24 protein-coding genes are annotated in these 18,666 nt (G+C 36.2%); 16 read left to right on the top strand and 8 right to left on the bottom strand.

Features of this window, described 5'->3' with window-relative positions; translation table 11 throughout:
- Positions 1-8: 8 nt before the first annotated feature.
- Both CRV04_RS06680 and CRV04_RS06675 read right to left on the bottom strand, forming a co-directional pair.
- The gene (locus tag CRV04_RS06680) at positions 9-431 is read right to left on the bottom strand and encodes a YchJ family protein (protein WP_128996050.1); all 423 of its coding nucleotides are present in this window, start codon (positions 429-431) and stop codon (positions 9-11) included.
- Between the two features lie 55 nt (positions 432-486).
- Positions 487-1,008 (bottom strand): hypothetical protein, encoded by a 522-nt coding sequence (locus CRV04_RS06675; protein WP_128996049.1) that lies wholly within the window; start codon positions 1,006-1,008, stop codon positions 487-489.
- Positions 1,009-1,119: 111 nt separating this feature from the next.
- Here CRV04_RS06675 and CRV04_RS06670 point away from each other — a divergent pair, with 111 nt between their 5' ends.
- Together CRV04_RS06670 and CRV04_RS06665 are read left to right on the top strand one after the other, a co-directional pair.
- Positions 1,120-1,518: a hypothetical protein gene (locus tag CRV04_RS06670; protein WP_128996048.1), complete on the top strand. Its 399-nt coding sequence runs from the start codon at positions 1,120-1,122 to the stop codon at positions 1,516-1,518.
- A complete protein-coding gene (locus CRV04_RS06665) occupies positions 1,518-2,705 on the top strand; it encodes an MFS transporter (RefSeq protein WP_128996047.1) in 1,188 nt (395 codons plus the stop codon). The genes CRV04_RS06670 and CRV04_RS06665 overlap by 1 nt, the downstream gene beginning before the upstream one ends.
- On the opposite strand, the gene CRV04_RS06660 is transcribed toward CRV04_RS06665, so the two are convergent.
- Positions 2,686-3,090 (bottom strand): DUF695 domain-containing protein, encoded by a 405-nt coding sequence (locus tag CRV04_RS06660; protein WP_128996046.1) that lies wholly within the window; start codon positions 3,088-3,090, stop codon positions 2,686-2,688. The genes CRV04_RS06665 and CRV04_RS06660 overlap by 20 nt on opposite strands.
- Positions 3,091-3,173: 83 nt before the next feature.
- On the opposite strand from CRV04_RS06660, the gene CRV04_RS06655 reads away from it, so the two are divergent.
- Positions 3,174-3,830 carry an HAD family hydrolase gene (locus tag CRV04_RS06655; protein ID WP_128996045.1) on the top strand — a complete coding sequence of 219 codons (657 nt, stop codon included), beginning with the start codon at positions 3,174-3,176 and terminating at the stop codon, positions 3,828-3,830.
- Here the strand turns inward: CRV04_RS06655 and CRV04_RS06650 are convergent.
- Positions 3,827-4,888, bottom strand: coding sequence for a CNNM domain-containing protein (locus tag CRV04_RS06650; protein ID WP_128996044.1), 1,062 nt, complete (start codon positions 4,886-4,888; stop codon positions 3,827-3,829). The two genes, CRV04_RS06655 and CRV04_RS06650, sit on opposite strands and share 4 nt — an antisense overlap.
- Positions 4,889-5,021: 133 nt before the next feature.
- Between CRV04_RS06650 and CRV04_RS06645 the strand changes: the two genes are divergently transcribed.
- Positions 5,022-5,438 carry a MarR family winged helix-turn-helix transcriptional regulator gene (locus tag CRV04_RS06645; RefSeq protein WP_128996043.1) on the top strand — a complete coding sequence of 139 codons (417 nt, stop codon included), beginning with the start codon at positions 5,022-5,024 and terminating at the stop codon, positions 5,436-5,438.
- A gap of 27 nt (positions 5,439-5,465) precedes the next feature.
- Positions 5,466-6,620 (top strand): multidrug effflux MFS transporter, encoded by a 1,155-nt coding sequence (locus CRV04_RS06640; RefSeq protein WP_128996042.1) that lies wholly within the window; start codon positions 5,466-5,468, stop codon positions 6,618-6,620.
- Here CRV04_RS06640 and dksA read toward each other — a convergent pair whose 3' ends face one another.
- The gene (gene dksA, locus CRV04_RS06635; protein WP_128996041.1) at positions 6,621-6,989 is read right to left on the bottom strand and encodes an RNA polymerase-binding protein DksA; all 369 of its coding nucleotides are present in this window, start codon (positions 6,987-6,989) and stop codon (positions 6,621-6,623) included. It lies immediately after the preceding gene.
- Between the two features lie 135 nt (positions 6,990-7,124).
- Here dksA and CRV04_RS06630 point away from each other — a divergent pair, with 135 nt between their 5' ends.
- Positions 7,125-7,553: a hypothetical protein gene (locus tag CRV04_RS06630; RefSeq protein WP_128996040.1), complete on the top strand. Its 429-nt coding sequence runs from the start codon at positions 7,125-7,127 to the stop codon at positions 7,551-7,553.
- A gap of 2 nt (positions 7,554-7,555) precedes the next feature.
- On the opposite strand, the gene CRV04_RS06625 is transcribed toward CRV04_RS06630, so the two are convergent.
- Positions 7,556-8,140 carry a DUF6988 family protein gene (locus CRV04_RS06625; RefSeq protein ID WP_128996039.1) on the bottom strand — a complete coding sequence of 195 codons (585 nt, stop codon included), beginning with the start codon at positions 8,138-8,140 and terminating at the stop codon, positions 7,556-7,558.
- A 67-nt stretch (positions 8,141-8,207) separates the two neighbouring features.
- Here CRV04_RS06625 and CRV04_RS06620 point away from each other — a divergent pair, with 67 nt between their 5' ends.
- The 3 genes from CRV04_RS06620 (at position 8,208) to dcm (ending at position 10,751) form a co-directional block, all read left to right on the top strand.
- Positions 8,208-8,396, top strand: a complete 189-nt coding sequence (locus CRV04_RS06620) for a hypothetical protein (protein ID WP_128996038.1) — start codon at positions 8,208-8,210, stop codon at positions 8,394-8,396.
- Positions 8,397-8,667: 271 nt separating this feature from the next.
- Positions 8,668-9,393, top strand: coding sequence for a PmeII family type II restriction endonuclease (locus CRV04_RS06615; protein ID WP_128996037.1), 726 nt, complete (start codon positions 8,668-8,670; stop codon positions 9,391-9,393).
- A 110-nt stretch (positions 9,394-9,503) separates the two neighbouring features.
- On the top strand, positions 9,504-10,751 hold the full coding sequence (gene dcm / locus CRV04_RS06610; protein WP_128996036.1) for a DNA (cytosine-5-)-methyltransferase: 1,248 nt from the start codon (positions 9,504-9,506) through the stop codon (positions 10,749-10,751).
- 93 nt (positions 10,752-10,844) lie between these two features.
- Here dcm and CRV04_RS06605 read toward each other — a convergent pair whose 3' ends face one another.
- Positions 10,845-12,077, bottom strand: coding sequence for a BaiN/RdsA family NAD(P)/FAD-dependent oxidoreductase (locus tag CRV04_RS06605; RefSeq protein ID WP_128996035.1), 1,233 nt, complete (start codon positions 12,075-12,077; stop codon positions 10,845-10,847).
- 65 nt (positions 12,078-12,142) lie between these two features.
- On the bottom strand, positions 12,143-12,457 hold the full coding sequence (locus CRV04_RS06600) for a cupin domain-containing protein (protein ID WP_128996034.1): 315 nt from the start codon (positions 12,455-12,457) through the stop codon (positions 12,143-12,145).
- A gap of 212 nt (positions 12,458-12,669) precedes the next feature.
- Here CRV04_RS06600 and CRV04_RS06595 point away from each other — a divergent pair, with 212 nt between their 5' ends.
- The 7 genes from CRV04_RS06595 to cysN are packed head-to-tail and all read left to right on the top strand — an operon-like array spanning position 12,670 to position 18,660.
- Complete coding sequence (locus CRV04_RS06595) at positions 12,670-13,935, top strand: O-acetylhomoserine aminocarboxypropyltransferase/cysteine synthase family protein (RefSeq protein WP_128996033.1); 1,266 nt, start codon at positions 12,670-12,672, stop codon at positions 13,933-13,935.
- 9 nt (positions 13,936-13,944) lie between these two features.
- Positions 13,945-14,358: an RrF2 family transcriptional regulator gene (locus CRV04_RS06590; RefSeq protein WP_128996032.1), complete on the top strand. Its 414-nt coding sequence runs from the start codon at positions 13,945-13,947 to the stop codon at positions 14,356-14,358.
- A 20-nt stretch (positions 14,359-14,378) separates the two neighbouring features.
- Positions 14,379-15,299, top strand: a complete 921-nt coding sequence (gene cysK, locus CRV04_RS06585; protein WP_128996031.1) for a cysteine synthase A — start codon at positions 14,379-14,381, stop codon at positions 15,297-15,299.
- A gap of 32 nt (positions 15,300-15,331) precedes the next feature.
- Positions 15,332-15,556, top strand: coding sequence for a DUF2061 domain-containing protein (locus CRV04_RS06580; RefSeq protein ID WP_128996030.1), 225 nt, complete (start codon positions 15,332-15,334; stop codon positions 15,554-15,556).
- A 12-nt stretch (positions 15,557-15,568) separates the two neighbouring features.
- Positions 15,569-16,270 carry a phosphoadenylyl-sulfate reductase gene (locus tag CRV04_RS06575; protein ID WP_128996029.1) on the top strand — a complete coding sequence of 234 codons (702 nt, stop codon included), beginning with the start codon at positions 15,569-15,571 and terminating at the stop codon, positions 16,268-16,270.
- Positions 16,271-16,288: 18 nt separating this feature from the next.
- The gene (gene cysD, locus CRV04_RS06570; RefSeq protein WP_128996028.1) at positions 16,289-17,200 is read left to right on the top strand and encodes a sulfate adenylyltransferase subunit CysD; all 912 of its coding nucleotides are present in this window, start codon (positions 16,289-16,291) and stop codon (positions 17,198-17,200) included.
- Positions 17,200-18,660: a sulfate adenylyltransferase subunit CysN gene (gene cysN / locus CRV04_RS06565; protein WP_128996027.1), complete on the top strand. Its 1,461-nt coding sequence runs from the start codon at positions 17,200-17,202 to the stop codon at positions 18,658-18,660. The genes cysD and cysN overlap by 1 nt, the downstream gene beginning before the upstream one ends.
- Positions 18,661-18,666 lie beyond the last annotated feature (6 nt).

Below are 18,666 nucleotides of genomic sequence, written 5' to 3'. Positions count from 1 at the left end.
ACTGCCTTTTATATCTGTTCAAAGATTTCCCCACTTTCATAGTACCAAAAGTCATTCTCTTTAATAAAATGACTTCTTTCTGTAAATGAACAATCTTGACCATCTAGGCTCAAAACTGCTTGAAAGATCACAAAAGCTTCATTGTTTTTTTCATTGAAGTCTAATACTTTGAGATCTTCAAACGTGGTGCTTTGCATAAAATTATTTATAGCACAGAACCACGAGGGCAAATCGTTTGAATACTCTTCGTTCTTGGGATGTGTTGTATTAATAATATAGTGCGCTCTTTGCTTTGCATAGGCACTGTATCGCGAACGCATCAACTCCAAAGCGTTACTGGCGTTCTTCATTCCATCGTGCAGTATTTTACAACATTTATGATAAGCCTTACCACTGTTACAGGGACAAAGTCCATTTTCTTGCACTTTCATAGTCCATCCTTTACAGATTATTTTTGATTATAACATAAAAGTGATATTATGAATATTATTTTTGAGTTTTTTCTTTTATTTGGCGTTGAATATTACGTCGAATTTCTCTTTTGATAAAATTCAAAACATAGTTCACATTTGAACCCTCCATTTTCGTAACCTCTTTATTACAGTATGGACACGTAAAAGTTGTTTGAAAAAGCAGGTGATCACTCTCATACGACAATTCACTGTTACACGTAGGACAATAACACCACAAGTGTTCAATACTGCTTTCTTGCCACTGCCATTTCCATACGGCATCTTTAATTGTATCGGTTTTATACGACATATAAAATGCACGAATAGGTTGCGTGTAATAGAGTTGATACAACACAAAAGAGAATCCAATGACTGAGAAGAGAATAAAAAAGAGTAAAATCCAACCATTTATAGAGTATGAAGAGGTGAGTAAATCTTTGATAGATTCATGATAAGCCAACAAAGTTTGTCTGAATTTAGGTACAAAAAGAACCAAAATGAAAAACAGGATTACAACAAAACTGATAACGGGAATATACTCTTTTTTTATTTTCAATATTCATCTTTCTTATAAAATTCAGTGCAGATTATACAATAAAAAGGTTTTAATAAGGAGTTAAATTTAGAAACTTTTTTGTACTATATGTAAAAAGAGTAAAGGCAAAGCATGAGTGAATCGACTGGTTTCCCACTTGAATTAATATCAAATCTTCTCTCAATCATTATAGTTGCAGGTATCATCTATAAGTTCTATCAATACAAAAAAAAGATGAATGTCTTAAGTCAACTCACACAACTTAAAGAGGACAACAAGCTCACCGAAGAGGATAATGCTTTTATCACAACTAACTTATTGGAGTATGAAATCCAACTTGAAAAAGACAAAAGCTTAATCAAACTGGCGTATCCATTTTTTATTCTGATTGCGGGCGTATTGATGTTGACATTCTCAATGGCTGAAGCACTCATACATATCAATATTGTCATTGTAACGTTTATCTATTTGTACATCAGTAAAATTCACACTCAAAACTTTATTCAACTGCTTAAAAACCTCAAAGCATAATGCAACCCTACCGAACCATCTTACTGACCTCTTTGCTCATTTTGTTTGCATGTTTGGGTTTGGGTCGGTTTGGTTTTGGTATGGTGCTTCCTAATTTAGAGCACTCTTTAAATATCTCAACAACCCTTTCAGGCTTCATTAGCACCTCCAATTTTGTGGGTTATTTTATCGGTATTTTTGCAGTAAGTTACCTCTATAAACGGTTTCAAACCTCAAATTTGATTGCTTCAATGCTTCTACTTCAAGCTGTTAGTATGTTTTGTATGACGCTCTTTGATGATTATAAAATGGTTGCTTTTTTCTATGCTTTAAGTGGGCTTTCCAGTGCCATTCCCAATATCTCTATCATGGTTTACATCACACACATGATTCCCCAAGAAAAACGAGGAAAGGCCTTGGGTTTTATCATCACTGGTTTTGGTTATGCCATTATTTTTTCAGGTTTTTATGTCCCCTTTATCGAACAACACATAAAGATAAATGCATGGAGTGTGTCGTGGAACAGTTTTGCGTTGTTAACACTTTTAATTGCGCTGTTAAGCAAATTTACATTGGTACAACCAGACACTCACCAACACGATGAAGAGGAACCTTTTAACATCAAAAAGACGCTTTTAACAAGCAGTTTCTGGAAAATCACATGGCTTTATAGCGTTTTTGGATTGACCTATGTGGTGTACATAACCTACTTTGTTTATGCGGTGATGGACAAATACCGTGTGTCGATTCATGATGGCGGCACTTTTTGGGCACTTCTTGGTTTTACATCACTTATTTCAACCCCAATTTTAGGTGCTTTAGCCGATAGAGTAGGAAGTTATAAAACCCTTATTCTTATTTATGTAACCCTGAGTTGTTCACACATGGTCTTAGCTTTTGATATGCCTTATGGCACAGTCATACTCTCTGCCATGCTCTTTGGATTTACAGCATGGAGTATTCCACCTTTGATTACGTTATTGACCTCCATTCATTTTGGTAAGCATAAAACAGCGCAAGTCTTTTCAATGGTGACGATGATTTTTGCGATAGGACAAGCCATTGCTCCATTCATTGCAGGATATATGTTTGATCTTAATGGCAGTTTTGATATGGTCTTTTTAGTCTGTATGCTGTTGTGTTTCAGTGCAGCACTTGGTGCCTTTATTTTCTCAAAAGAGAAGCCAGCTACACATTCAGCAATATAAACTGACTCCAGTTCGGATCGTTTCGTATTTCAAACTCCACTTTAAACGCAGGCATTTTTTTAAGTGTTTCAATGCACAACATCACAGCACTTTTTGCATCTTTACAATATAAATAGAGTTCAATGTTACCTTTAGCAATATTGGTTGCTACAAATACAAACACACCCTCTTTTTCTAAAGGAAGCAGGGCTTGTTGCTCCAATGAGTTTAAAAAGCCCAAGGTGCTTACTTCTGGAAACAGCACGTCATCTGAAGTGGTATATTGATGTTTGATGATGAGCAGTTCTTTAAAAACACTCTTCTTTTTATCAATGATATGCGTACGCACTTTGAGTATCTGGTTGATATCATTGGTGTGCACCAATCGCCAATCTTCATTTTCCATAAAACCCCTTAAAACTTTTATTCATTTTAGTCAATATTTGGTTTGTTTTTGCTAAAAATATTATCAAGAAACAAAGGATACACATGAAGACCAAAGCCGTGATATTTGACCTTGATGGCACACTCATTGACTCATTGGAAGATATTGCTGTTTGTATGAACGAGGTATTAAAAGAGTTTGATTTACCCACACATGAACTGCATAAATATAACCATTTTGTAGGAGATGGTGCACTGTTTTTAACTCAAAGAGCCGTACCCCAAAACAGTTCTGAAGAACTCATTCAAAAAGTGTTTAAGCGCTATACCAAAGTCTATGATGCCGTATTATGTGAAAACACATCTGCATACGACGGCATTTATGAACTGCTTGATATCTTACAACAAGAGAAAATAAAACTGGCGGTACTTTCCAATAAACCGCACCCATTTACGTGTAAATATGTGGAAACACTTTTTCAAGAGTATGCCTTTTTAGAAGTGCACGGGCAAAAAGAGGACGTGCCTAAAAAACCTCATCCTATGGGGGCTATGAATATTGCGCACGCGTTAAAGCTTGAACCACATGAGATTTTTTATGTGGGTGATACACCCACAGATATAAAAACCGCGCAAGCCGCACAGATGAAAAGCATAGGCGTATTGTGGGGATTTCGTCCCAAAGAAGAGCTTGAAGAAGCCGGCGCAGACTTTTTAGCCTCTACGCCTTTAGATATTTGGGATATTATACAAAAACATTAAGAGCGATGCTGTTGTTGTAAAATCTTTTTACGCAACAGCTTCATTTTCACTTTTGCCACTTCACGCAAATCAACATTGTTATCCAACTCATCCACAATCTCAATGCCCAAAAGAGTCTCAATGGCATCTTCTAAAGTAACGACCCCTTCGGTTTGTCCATAATTGTCTGTCACCACAAAGAGATGTTCATTACGTGAAAGAAAAAGGTTCAACAGTTTTGATACAGGAATATTTTCATTAATTTTATAAACCGGTTTGATGATGGCTTCTTTATTCTCTAAGCTATCAGTGATATGTTCATGAAAATACTCTTTTGAAATGACTAACCCCACAATGTTATCAATGTGTTCATCATAAATAGGTACTCTAGAGTACTCTTTCATTTTATCAAAATTGATACGGGTTTGCGCATTATAAAAAGAGTCCAAAAGCTCGTGTTTATCAAGAGCAAACATGACACTTCTTGGGGTGTGTATCTGCTTTACTTTCATCTCATCAAGATTCAAAAGGTTCTCTATGACATCACTTTCAGAATCTTTTAATACCCCGCTTGCTTGGGCAATGCTAGCAGCTGCTGCAACCTCTTCTCGTGAAATAGAGGATTTCCCATCTTTGCTGATAAAAGCTGTGATTTTATTCATGATAATGACCAAAGGATACGTGATAAAAACCAACACTGAAATAATGCGTGTGGAAATACCACCCAAACTCTTCCAGTAGTTTGCCCCTAACGTTTTAGGAATGATCTCACTGAAAACCAAAATCAAAATCGTCAATACAGCTGAGATATAAAACATAAACTCTTCACCAAAGAGTTTCACTGCTTCACTTCCCACTCCTGCTGCACCCAATGTGTGTGCAAAGGTATTGAGCGTTAAAATAGCTCCAATAGAGATATTAATCTGCTCTTTTTGTCTGTACATCAAAGCACCCAATTTTTCATTTTTGCTTTTGACCACTTCAATATGTGAAGCCGTGATACTTAGAAGCACCGCTTCAAGAATGGAACATAAAAAAGAGACTCCCACAGCAATGAGAAAATAAATAAACATCAGCATGCCATTTCCTCTGTATTCTTTCTATCATTATATAAGAGTATATTGAACTTTGCATTAAATATTAACTTTAAAATGTAAGCTTTCAAAAAGTCTGCTTGTGTAATAATTGTATATACAACTAGAAGAGAGCTTTATGAATTATGCATTAAGAAAATCCATCGGTTATAGTTTGAGTAAATGTGCCAATACCATCAATCAAAATTTGAATAAGCTTTTACTCCCTTACGGTATTGCCATAGAACAACGAGCAACATTGGAAATCATCAAGTATGAAAAAGATGTCACTCAAACCATAATTGCGGACATGTTACGTAAAGACAAAACAACGATTTGTCGAACGCTTAATGCTTTAGAAAAGAAAGGTTTCATTACAAAAAGTGATTCTGAAAATGATAAACGAAGTAAGACCATCCAGTTAACTTCTAAAGGTGAAGAGATTTTACAGCAAACACACGCAACCATTTCAGCCTTTAGACAACAACTTAGCAACAAACTTTCACCTGAAGAAATAACGGCTCTTTTTAACTCCCTTGATAAACTCTCTTCTTAGTTGTATTATTTTTACTGAAGGCATGATTTGAAAAAATCCATCAATCATATCTATTTGATCATACTCTTATCGATTTTATCTGCTGTGGCACCCATGTCCATTGATACATATATTCCTTCCATTCCTAATATGGCGCAAGATTTTGCAGTAGGCATTGAAAAAGTGGAACTCACACTCTCTATTTTTCTTATCGGGTTTGCGTTAGGTCAAATCTTTGGAGGCGTGGTCTCAGATAGAATTGGGCGACGAAAAAGTTCACTTATTGGACTGCTTGGTTTTGCCTTTTTCAGCTTTATCATTGTCTTTTCTACCAATATTTACGAACTTTGGTTGTATCGATTTATTGAAGCCTTTTTTGGTGGTTTAATTGTAGTCAATGCCAATGCCGTTGTACGAGACATTTTTCATGGTCAAGAAGCCGCTAAAATCTTCTCACTTATTGGAAGCATACGAAGCATTGCACCGCTTGTAGCACCTGCAATTGGTGCCTTTATTATTCACTTTTTTCCGTGGGAAGGTATTTTTATCTTTTTAGGATTATATGCCTTAATTGTGGCATTAATGATCTACAAAGATTTACAAGAGAGCTACACTTATGTCAAAACCAAAGCGTTGGAGTCGTATAAAATAGTCTTTAAAAACAGAAATGCCATGCTAATCATGCTGGTTTTAGGATTGGGGTTTTCAGGGATGTTCATACTCATTGCAAAATCCTCATTTATTTATATTGAGTATTATGGCATTTCAACGGATATGTTCCCTTTTTTCTTTGGCTTTAGTATTGTGGTCTTGATGGTGATGATTCAGTTCAATATCAAACTGCTCAAACAGTATACCGCACGAACCTTAGTACAGTTTGCTTTGAGTATTCAACTGATTTTAGCGGCATGTTTTATCGCCGTTTCACACGATATTTCCCTGCCATTGGCAATGTTTTTTATTTCCCTTTATATGGGACTTACAGGCTTTATTTATGGAAATTGTACGGCTTTGGCCATGGAAGATTTTTCTAAAAATGCAGGCGTGGCATCCTCTGTAATTGGAGTGGTGCAGTTTGGAATAGGGGCGTTGATTTCTGCAGTGGTGCTTCTGTTTCACACCCCCACACTCACCCCTATTGCCATCAGTATTTTTCTTATTTCACTGATAGGACTCTTCTTGCTTCATTTTTATAAGAAGTAATTACTTTTTGTTGTCCATATATGTTCGGCAATCAATGCAATACACCGCATGTGGTTTGACACGTAAACGTGCAAGCGTGATTTCGCTATCACACATCTCACACAGACCATCGTATGCCCCGCTTGCAATTTTAGCTAACGCTCGGTTAATCGCTGCAAGTTCTGCCATTTGTTGTTTTTGAATATTCACATCCGTGACATAATCTCGACTTGCTGCTGCAAAATCTGCTTCGTCGTTTAAGTCCATTTCACTTAAAGACTCGTACTCACCATTGATTCTTTCTAAGACCGATTCAATTTTTTGTTTATTTGCTAATAAAAGTTCTTTTATTTCTTCAACGTGTTTAACACTTAATCCTCGTTTTTTCATAGTCAACCTTAAAAAAATTTGTGGGATTATACTTAAACGCAACTAAGTTGCAGTTTAAATGTGTCATAAATTTTACATTCTATGCACATAATCGTGATTTTGTTTGGGTATACTAAAATAAAAAGGAGTCTCTTTATGTTACGAATACTAGTGATAATTTCATTTTTTATTACCCTTCTGCTCTCAAAAGATTTAAACAATCCCGCAAAGATTTATACGAAAAAATGTTTGATGTGTCATGCAGTTAATGCCCCAGAAAATGAGCGAGAGCAAGCCCTTATGGCGGCACCTTATATCACACTTGCAATGAAAAGCGTGAGTTATGGAGTGGATGCCATTGAAGAGCCTAAAAATAATAAAGAATTACGTAAATTGGTGATTGAACATATTGAAGATTATATCTTTAACCCAAGCCAAGATAAAAGTTACTGTGAGCAGATTATTTTTGATCAGTTCAGAAATATGCCCTCTTTAAAAGGGTTTATTTCACAAAAAGAGGCCCAGCTCGTTGCTCCATGGATTTACGACAACTTTGCACCTGAAAAATACAAAGTAGAAGAATAACTTTACTCTAAAAGTTGTTTGGCCAAACTCTCTAAAGCAAGGTCTTGTTGAAATATATTAAACGTCAACAGCATCATGCCCATGTTCGCATGGGCATTGGAAAGCAGTTCAAAAAGTTCTTCTTCTTTAAATGAACTCTCAATGACATTTCCAGTTTCATTGAACTGTCGTCCGATTTGCTCCATGCCGCCATGTGTCATGCTGTTTAAAAGTGTGGCATTCTCTTCTAACACGGTATAAAAGGTATCATCGCCAATGACTTCATCGATGGCTTTGGCTAAAATATATTGAGATTTAAAACTGAACTCTTTGTTGCGATTAAAGGCTTCCACCTCATCATCGGTTGCGGCAACTCCCAACCATGTTCCACGATACAACGCCTCTAACATAGGTCGTCCTAAAGCAAATGCCGAACTGTACAATCCGTTTGCTATAAGCACGCGAATGGCTTTGTGGTGTTGCTGTACCAAAGATAAATAACCTGCAACGATGCTCTCTCGTTCACTGTTACATGTACGACCTGCAAGGACATGGGTGATTTCATCTTCAATTTGTTTTGATGTCTCTATGTATGTGGTGATGTTCATATGTTTCCTCAGTTTATAAAGTGTATTTTATACGCTTTCAAATATACTATCACTTAAAGGCACTGTGTTGAATATAGAAGAGCGATTTATTTTAAAAGCGATTGAAGAGAGAAACTACATCTCTTTTATGTACGAAAACAGGAGTTTCCAACGTCTGAAACCCTTGAAACTGCACAATCATATTGTTCACACAGACAAGGGTACATTTGAAAAAGCAAAACTCAAAAAACTTACGGTTTTAAAGGAGCGGTTTTAATTTTCTATCAACAAGAGTGTTTTTCTTTGTCAAACATATTGTTCCATTTTTGATGGTTTATATATTAAGAGGTCTGAGAGAGGAAAAGTGTGACAGAAACTTAAATTTTAACCTTATTCTAAATTATTTACATTGAAAAGCTTAATTAAATTAATAGCTGCAAAAAAGTATTTAAGTTTTATTACATCACATTTAAAAACATATTAATATTTAATCTTTAATAAATTTATTTTTTAATATTATTGAATTCATCTAAGTATTAGGAAATAGAATGACTGAATTTGAAAAGAATGAAATTTTAAAAAAAGCAAAACAATGGTTTAAAAATACTATCATTAAAAAACATATTAAAAATATGAATAAATTATCTAAAGAAAATGAATTTAATATAAACCCTTTTTTATTAACCTATCTTTCAAATTTTCTGGAAGGTGACAGTGAACCTAAAAGTATAGCAAAGGCACTTATATATCCAAGAGTATTAGGAACATCAATAAATACATCTTTTGGTACAAATATTCAAGAGTTTACATCTACTGCATTATCTTCATTAGGGAGTGCCGTATCAGGTATAGATATAGAGTTTATAGATCAGATAGATGGAAAAAAGAAATATTGTCAACTTAAGTCGGGTCCCAATACTATAAATAAAGATGATATTAAAACCATTATTGATCATTTTCAATCAGTAAGAAACTTATCAAGAACAAATAATCTCAATATTGGTTTTGACGATTTAATTGTAGGTATTATTTATGGTGAACAATCCGAACTTAATGCTCATTATAAAAAAATCAATGCAAACCATTATAATGTTATTATTGGGGAAGACTTCTGGCATAGACTTACAGGAGATAAAGATTTTTACTTTGATTTAATCAAAGCTATCAATGAAGTCGCAAAAGAAACTAATTATAAAAAAGAGTTAGATAAAATTATTATTAAGCTCTCTCAAACCAATTATATCAAAGAACTTTCAAAAGAACTAAATACTTAAGTATTGCAATTTGAAATATTTTTAATAACTATTAAAAAAAGCCTATATAATCCCACTATAATTTTATTTTAGTTATAATAACCATGTATAATGTTATATAAGGTGGGTATGTGAATCAAAGAATTTTTACTTTAAGTGAAACAGCTGAAATATTAAACGTTGATAAAGAGACTTTACGACGTTGGGATAATTCTGGTAAATTAAAAAGTATAAGAAATCCTATTAATAATTACCGTGAATATAGAAAAGAAGATATTACCATTTTTGAAAAAGGTAAAATTTACTTTAATGAAAATAACCACAATCATGTAAATTCAATTAAGCCATATAAAAGTATTGAGCTATTTGCAGGAGCTGGTGGCTTAGCACTTGGACTTGAAAAAGCTGGTATTCATCATAGCTTACTTAATGAAATTGACAAATATGCAGTACAAACACTAAAAAAGAATAGACCAAGATGGAATATAAAACAAGGGGATATTCAAGATATTTGTTTTAAAAAATACAAAAACAAAATAGATCTTTTAACAGGAGGATTTCCCTGTCAAGCATTTAGTTATGCCGGTAAAAAACTCGGCTTTGAAGACACAAGAGGTACCTTGTTTTTTGAGTTTGCTAGAGCTTTAAAAGAAACTAATGCACCAGTGTTTTTAGCAGAGAATGTAAAAGGTCTACTAAGTCATGAGAAGGGCAAGACTTTAGAAACTATGATTGATGTTCTAGACGAATTGGGTTATCATGTTTTTAAACCCCAAGTTCTAAAAGCTATACACTACAAGGTACCTCAAAAAAGAGAACGTCTAATTATTATAGGAATGAAAAAGGAATATCTAGAACAAGTATCTTATAGTTATCCAGAACCATATGAAAAGATATATACTCTAAAAGATGCTTTAAAAAAAGGTGAACTTTTTGATTGTGATGTACCTCAGTCAGTTGGACAAAAGTATCCAGAGCGAAAAAAAGCGATTTTAGATATGGTACCTCCGGGAGGATATTGGAGAGACTTACCGTTAGATATCCAAAAAGAATATATGCAAAAAAGTTTCTACTTAGGTGGTGGAAAAACAGGAATGGCAAGACGTATTAGTTGGGATGAGCCATCTTTAACTCTTACTTGTTCTCCTGCACAAAAACAAACTGAAAGATGTCACCCCGATGAAACAAGACCGTTTCAAGTAAGAGAGTATGCAAGAATCCAAACTTTTCCAGATGATTGGATTTTTGAAGGTTCACAAAGTCAACAGTATAAGCAAATAGGAAATGCTGTTCCTGTAAATCTAGCTGAAGAAATCGGTTATTCTATTATTAAACTATTAAATGATATTGAAAAATTAAAAAATAGTAAATTTTGTTAAAGTTCAAGGCCAGAGGAGAAATTTAGGGAGGAGTTTACTTACAGTAAATGACTCTCTGAATTTTGACGATAACGCCGAAATTTAGCAAAAGAACTATTTCCCCTTTGCTAGACTAAGTCCAGCTAAATACCCACTCGCCCATGCAAAATGCAGATTATATCCCCCACGCTTTCCTGTTATATCCAGCACCTCCCCCGCAAAGTAAAGTCCACTCACCTTCTTACTCTCATACCTCTTCGCATCCACTTCAGCCACTCTCACACCGCCACCACTCACTTCAGCGTGTTTATACCCTTGAGTTCCTGTGATTTCTAACTTCCAGTGTTGCAGTTGGTTCACCAGTGTACGCATCTGTTTGGCATTAATCTCCCCTGCTTTGATATCTTTATCAAACCCACACACTTCAAGTAAGACTGCCCCCAGTTTATTGGGCAACAATCCACCTAAAACGACACTGGCATGTTCTTGTGTTTGTGCACTCAATACGGTTTGCAGTTTTGAAAGCAGTTCGTTTTTATTGAGTATTGGAAAGAAATTGATCTCTATATCCACAGCTTGATACAAGCTCAGATAGTATGACGCCCATTGTGAAACATCTAAAATGGCAAAGCCCGAAACCCCATATTTGGTGAACAGCACATCACCTGTGAGTGTTTGCTCTTTTTGCCCGTTGATGAGCAGACTCACACCCACCTCTTTTTTCACCCCTTGCAGTTTATGATGATAGTTTGAATCCACATGAAGCCCTACCAAACTCGGGTAAGTGGGATTAATAGTGTGTCCAAAACTTTGTGCAAAACTCAATCCATCTTCACTGGAACGAAGTTGCGGAGCTGCTTGTAAACCAGAAGCAATAAGCACTTTATCAAAAAAAGTGAAGCTTTCATTTTCACTTTTAATGACAAACTTCTCATCTTTTTTATGTATTGAAGTAATCACCGTGTCGTATTGAGTGGTGATATTTAAAGCGTTGATTTTACTTTCAAAGAGATTGACCACCGATTTTGCTTCATTAGAAAGGGGATAAACTTTGCCATCACTTTTAATGTCCAATACCAATCCTAAAGAGGCACAAAAGGTTTTAAAGGCTTTAAAGTGAAACTGCTCCAAAGCATATGAAGCAAAGTTCACATCTTCACCCATATAGTAGTCACATCCATTATGGATATTTGAGATATTGCACCGTCCATTTCCACTTGCAAGTATCTTTTTACCTAAGCTTATATTGCTGTCAAACAGTGTGATGTCTAAAGAAGCATTGAGTTGTTTAGCAGTAATAGCCGCAGTCAAACCTGCTGCACCTGCTCCTATGATTGCAATTTTCAAGTAGTGCCTTTTTGTCTGATAAAAGGATTATAACACTCTTTGAGTAAGGAAGTCGTTAATTCACTTCAATAAAAGACAGCTAGCCACACCGTAGGTTCAGCCGTACTGGTGTACTTTACTCGATGTTTTTTGCGCGCAGGGATATTCACCGCATCGCCAGGGTTTAACTCCATGACTTCATCTTCAAACTCTAAAAAAGCGTGCCCTTTTAAAACCATGACAAACTCATTTTCACTCTGGTCATACCAGAAGTTTTCTGCCGATTTTTGTCCATTTGAGACGATTTTTTCAATACGCACTTTCTCATTGGATAAAATTTTAAAAAAAATTTCATTCTCTGTCAGACGTGGAATATCATTATAAAAACTTATCTTATCCATTTTTATAAATCCTCTTAGAATATTGAATTTATGGAAGTTTTGAGTCAATCAAACCATCACCTCAGTTTTAATTCATACTAATTTAGTATGGTATCTTAAACTACCCTATTTTAAACATGATTAGATTAATCACTATTAATTTACTTGACATTAGTAAAAAAATAGTATACAATTTCATCATATTAACATAATTCATAAAAAAAGGAAACAGGATGCAAAAAGAGACGATTGCAGTTCACGGAGGATATGACAACAAAGAGGGTTGGGGGACAATGAGTGTTCCAATCGCTCAAACGACTGCGTATGCTTTCAGAGATGCAGAGCACGCAGCAAACCTATTTGCATTAAAAGAGTTGGGACCAATCTATTCACGATTGACCAACCCAACCAATGAGGTTTTAGAAAAGAGATTTGCCGAGCTTGAAGGTGGAGCAGCAGCGATTTGTGTGGCTTCAGGACAATCTGCAATTTTTTATGCGATTGCAAATGTAGCTGAGGCAGGAGATAACATTATTATCTCTGACAAACTGTATGGAGGTGCGGTAACACTTTTAGCCCATACCATTAAACGATTTGGAATTACAGCTAAAGTGTTTAAAAGTGCCGATGCTTCTGACTTAGAAGAGTTGATTGACGAAAATACAAAAGCGATTTTCTTTGAGTCACTCTCTAACCCACAAATTGCCATCACTGATGTGGAAAAAGTGGTTGAAATTGCACAAAAACATGGAGTAATTACGGTGTGTGATAACACCGTTGCAACAGCATCACTCTTTAACCCAATTCAATGGGGTGTAGATATTGTTGTACACTCTACAAGTAAATACACAAACGGTCAAGGAACAGCGATTGGTGGAATTGTTGTGGAAAGAGATGGTTTGAATGATTTCTTTAAAGATTCAAAACGATATTACCATTTCAATACACCAGATGAATCATACCATGGATTGGTCTATACAGACCTACCACTTCCATGCTTTTGTTTAAGAATCAGACTGGCTCTTTTACGAGATATTGGTGCAGCTCAGTCACCATTTAACTCTTGGTTACTGCTACAAGGTTTAGAGACCTTGGCACTGAGAATGGAGAAAGTCTCTGACAACACTTTAGTGATTGCAAAATATTTAGAGGCACACCCTAAAGTAAAATCAGTGAACTATCCAGGATTAACAAACAGCAGTGAGTATGCTAAAGCGCAAAAATACTTCAAAGATGGAAAAGCTTCAGGGCTTGTGTCGTTTGAAGCAGAGTCTTACGAAGCAGCGAAAAGTATCATTGATTCAGTGAAACTCTTCTCTGTTGTTGTAAACATTGGGGATTCTAAATCACTCATTACACACCCAGCAAGTACCACTCACTCACAAATTCCTCAAGAAAAGTTGAGTAAAGCGGGTATCAACCCAGCAACAGTGAGATTGAGTATTGGACTTGAAGATACACAAGATTTAATTGCTGATTTAGAGCAAGCCTTCGCATAAGGAACAATTATGCCGTTAATTTCGTCAAAAGGGATGTATGGTCTGAGTGCCATGCAAGAGTTGTATCAAAACAAAACAGATGAACCCATGCAAATCAGAGAGATATCTTCAAACGCAGATATCCCTCAAAACTACTTGGAACAACTCTTAAGTAAACTTCGAAGAGCGAAGTTGGTTAAGAGTATTCGAGGTTCACGGGGTGGGTATATGTTGGCAAAAGATGCTGAAGAGATTTTGGTCAAAGACATTTTAATCGCACTCGAAGATGATATTAAAATTGCCGACACCAAAAGCAGTAACCCTGTTTTGAACATCTTTATCGATGAGACAAAACAGAAAGTTGAGAAGATTTTTAATCTCTCTTTAAAAGATTTAGAAGCATACGAAACAAAGTACAACGAGTACTTACATTACAGTATTTAAATTAATATTAGGAGAATAACATGAAATTCGCAGAAGATTTAACAGGTTTAATTGGGAACACGCCTTTAGTAAAGTTACAAAAAGCAAGTTCAACAGGTGCATTGGTTTTAGGAAAATGTGAATTTATGAACCCAACTCATTCAGTAAAAGACAGAATTGGGTACAACATGATCAACGAAGCGTTAAAAGCAGGATTAATCAGCGAAGATACAACAGTAATTGAGCCAACCAGTGGTAACACAGGGATTGCTTTAGCATCTGTGTGTGCAGCTAAGGGGATAAAACTCATACTTACAATGCCAAGTTCAATGAGTTTAGAGAGACGAAAACTGCTTCAAGCACTCGGAGCTGAACTTGTTTTAACAGAACCAGAAAAAGGAATGAAAGGGGCTGTGGATAAAGCAGATGAGTTAAGCAAAACCATTGATAACTCGTTTGTACCACAACAATTCGCAAATGCTGCGAACCCAGCAATTCACAGAAAAACAACGGCACAAGAGATTCTTTCTGATACCGATAGGAAAGTAGATATCTTAGTAGCTGCAATTGGTACAGGTGGATCCATCACGGGGATTGGTGAAGTATTAAAAGAGCACAACCCAAATATCCAAGTGATTGCAGTTGAGCCTACAGCATCACCAGTATTAAGCGGTGGAAAACCAGGTCCTCACAAAATCCAAGGGATTGGTGCAGGGTTTGTTCCAGATGTATTAAACACCAAAGTATACGATGAAGTGATTCAAGTATCAAATGAAGATGCCATTGCAACTTCAAGAGCATTGGCAAAAGAAGAGGGGATTTTAGTAGGTATCTCTGCAGGTGCAAACGCATTTATTGCAGGTCAAATTGCAGCTAAACCAGAGAACAAAGGTAAAACAATCGTTACTATCCTTTGTGATACAGGTGAGCGATACTTAAGCGCGGGGTTATATGACGAATAAGTCATACCCTTATAACAGATTAAAGGACACAGATGCAAGAAAAAGCTTATCGCTCAGTGGTTAAGACGATTTCTTGGAGAACTTTAGGGACACTGGATACGATTATTATTTCCTATTTTATTACGGGAAATCTTACTATGGCCGCATCCATTGGTTCCATTGAAGTGATTACGAAGATGGTTTTATATTACTTTCATGAAAGAGCATGGAACAGAATTCCTTTAGGAAAAACAGAAGCTCCAGATTATCAGATTTAGGAAAATAGAAGAATGCAGAAAAGATTAGAAGAGTTAAATGCCCAGTTTGAAAATGCACAACCTCAAGAGGTTCTAGAGTACTTTTTAAAAGAGTATAAAGGGAAAATTGCACTTTCAAGCAGCTTTGGTGCTGAAGATCAAGCTCTTACACATATGATGTTAAGCATCGACAAAGAGGCTACGATTTTTACCCTTGACACAGGACGGCTTCCTTATGAAACGTACAGTGTGATGGACTACACCAATTTAAAATATGACATCAAAGTGGATGTCTATTTTCCAAATGCACAAGAGGTCGAAGCTTTATATAAAAAACAAGGTATCAATGGCTTTTATGAGAGTATCGATAACCGCAAAGCCTGTTGTTATGTTCGAAAAATCGAACCACTAAAACGGGCGTTAAAAGGATTGGATGTTTGGATTACAGGATTAAGAGCTTCTCAAAGTATAACACGAGAAGCAATGAAACTTGTAGAGTACGATGAAGATAACCAAGTGATTAAACTCAACGCTTTATTAAAATGGAGTGAAGAGGATGTTTGGGCGTTCATCAAAGCAAACAACGTTCCTTATAACAAACTGCACGACCAAGGGTATCCAAGTATTGGATGTGCACCCTGTACGCGAGCAGTTAAAGAAGGTGAAGATATACGAAGCGGACGATGGTGGTGGGAAAACCCTGAACATAAAGAGTGTGGGTTACACGCTAAATAAAGAAATTGGAGAAATTTTATGATAAGTAATGAACGACTTACCCATTTAAAACAACTGGAAGCAGAGTCAATGCACATCATGAGAGAAGTGATTGCAGAGTTTCAAAACCCAGCAATGCTTTACTCAGTGGGGAAAGACAGCTCAGTGATGTTGCATATTTTACAAAAAGCGTTTTATCCAGCACCTCCTCCTCTTCCATTGGTACACGTAGATACCAAATGGAAGTTTAAAGAGATGATTGAGTTCAGAGACAGACGAGCCAAAGAAGTAGGAATGGAGTTGATTGTTTACTCAAACCCTAAAGGTCTTGAAATGGACATTTCACCCTTTACTCATGGAAGTGCTGTTCATACAGACATCATGAAAACGGAAGGGCTTAAAAACATGCTGGATATGCAGAAGTTTGATGCTGTGTTTGGTGGGGCACGAAGAGATGAAGAGAAGTCTCGAGCCAAAGAGAGAATCTACTCATTCAGAGATGAAAACCACCGATGGGACCCAAAAAACCAACGACCAGAGCTTTGGAACATCTATAACGGGCGACATAAAAAAGGGGAATCAATTCGAGTTTTCCCTTTATCAAACTGGACAGAGCTTGATATTTGGCAATACATCTATTTAGAAGCCATTCCGATTCCTGATCTGTATTTCTCAAAAGAGAGAGAAGTGGTGGAGTACATGGGGACTAAAATCATGGTCGATGATGAGAGAATGCCAGAAGATTTAAGAAAAACAGCAAAAAAAGAGAAAGTACGGTTCAGAACACTGGGATGTTATCCACTCACTGGTGCAGTAAACTCTGAAGCAACCACATTGCCTGAGATTATTCAAGAGATGTTGGTATGTACCACAAGTGAGCGACAAGGACGATTGATTGACAGTGATGGTGAAGCATCAATGGAGAAAAAGAAACAAGAGGGGTATTTTTAATGGCACACCAGTCAGATTTGATTGCTACTAATATAGAAGCATATTTAAAAGAACACGAAAACAAAGAGATCTTACGATTTATCACGTGTGGTTCAGTGGATGATGGGAAAAGTACCCTTATTGGACGACTGCTTTACGATTCAAAGATGATTTTTGAAGACCAATTGGCGTCAATTGAGAAAGACTCGAAAAAGTCAGGTACTACGGGTGATAAGATTGACTTAGCACTGTTAGTGGATGGTTTAGCAAGTGAGAGAGAACAAGGTATTACAATTGATGTAGCCTACCGATTCTTCTCAACTGATAAACGAAAGTTTATCATTGCAGACACTCCAGGGCATGAGCAGTACACAAGAAACATGGCCACAGGTGCAAGTACAGCAGACTTAGCGATTATTCTTATAGATGCGCGACAAGGGGTATTGACTCAAACAAAACGACACTCCTATATTGCGAGTCTGTTAGGGATAAAAAACCTGATTGTTGCGATTAACAAAATGGACTTAGTGGAGTTTAGCCAAGAGCGATTTGAAGAGATTAAAAAAGATTATGAACAAGTGATTCCAAACTTGCCACACAATGAGGACATCAACTTTAGCTATATCCCAATCTCAGCACTTGATGGAGACAACATCATCTCAAATTCACCAAAATGTAGTTGGTATGAGGGTCTTCCATTAATGCAACTCTTAGACACGGTTGAGATTCACCATGATGAGAACGACGACTTCAGATTGCCAGTGCAGTACGTCAACCGACCGCACTTAAACTTCCGAGGTTTCTCTGGTACAATTGCCAGCGGCAAAATCTCTGTGGGTGATGAAATCACTGTTTTACCTTCACGTAAAACTTCTGTGGTAAAATCTATAGTATCCAATGATGTAAAAGATTTACGACCCATTGGAAAAGATGAAACGGTCGAAACCATTGAGACTGCATTTGCTCCAATGGCAACAACGATTACACTTAAAGATGAAATTGATATTTCACGTGGAGATATGATTGTAAAATCAAACTCTATTCCAAAAGTATCAAACAAATTAGAAGTGATGGTCGTATGGATGAACGAAGCACCATTAGAGTTAAACGGTAATTACATCATCAAAAGAGCAACATCAGTAATTAACGGTTCATTTAAATCCATTGAGTTCAAAAAAGACATCAATACGTTTAAAGAGATTGCAACGGATAAGTTAGAGTTAAATGACATTGCAAAATGTACTCTCTCTTTAGACAGACAAATTGCAGTGGATCCATACCATGAAAACCGACACACAGGTAGTTTCATTATCATTGATCGATACAATAATACCACCGTAGGGGCAGGTATGATTGTGGATTCAATCGCAAGCAATGGTGCAGATGAAGAGACGAAAATAAGAGAGTATACGAAAGCAGAGATTGAACTGAATGCGTATATCAGAAATAACTTCCCAGAATGGGGTTGTAAAGAGATTTAAGGCAGA

Source organism: Candidatus Marinarcus aquaticus, assembly GCF_004116335.1.
GTDB lineage: Bacteria > Campylobacterota > Campylobacteria > Campylobacterales > Arcobacteraceae > Marinarcus > Marinarcus aquaticus.
Note: the sequence above shows the minus strand (reverse complement) of the source record. Positions and strands in the feature narration are given on the sequence as shown.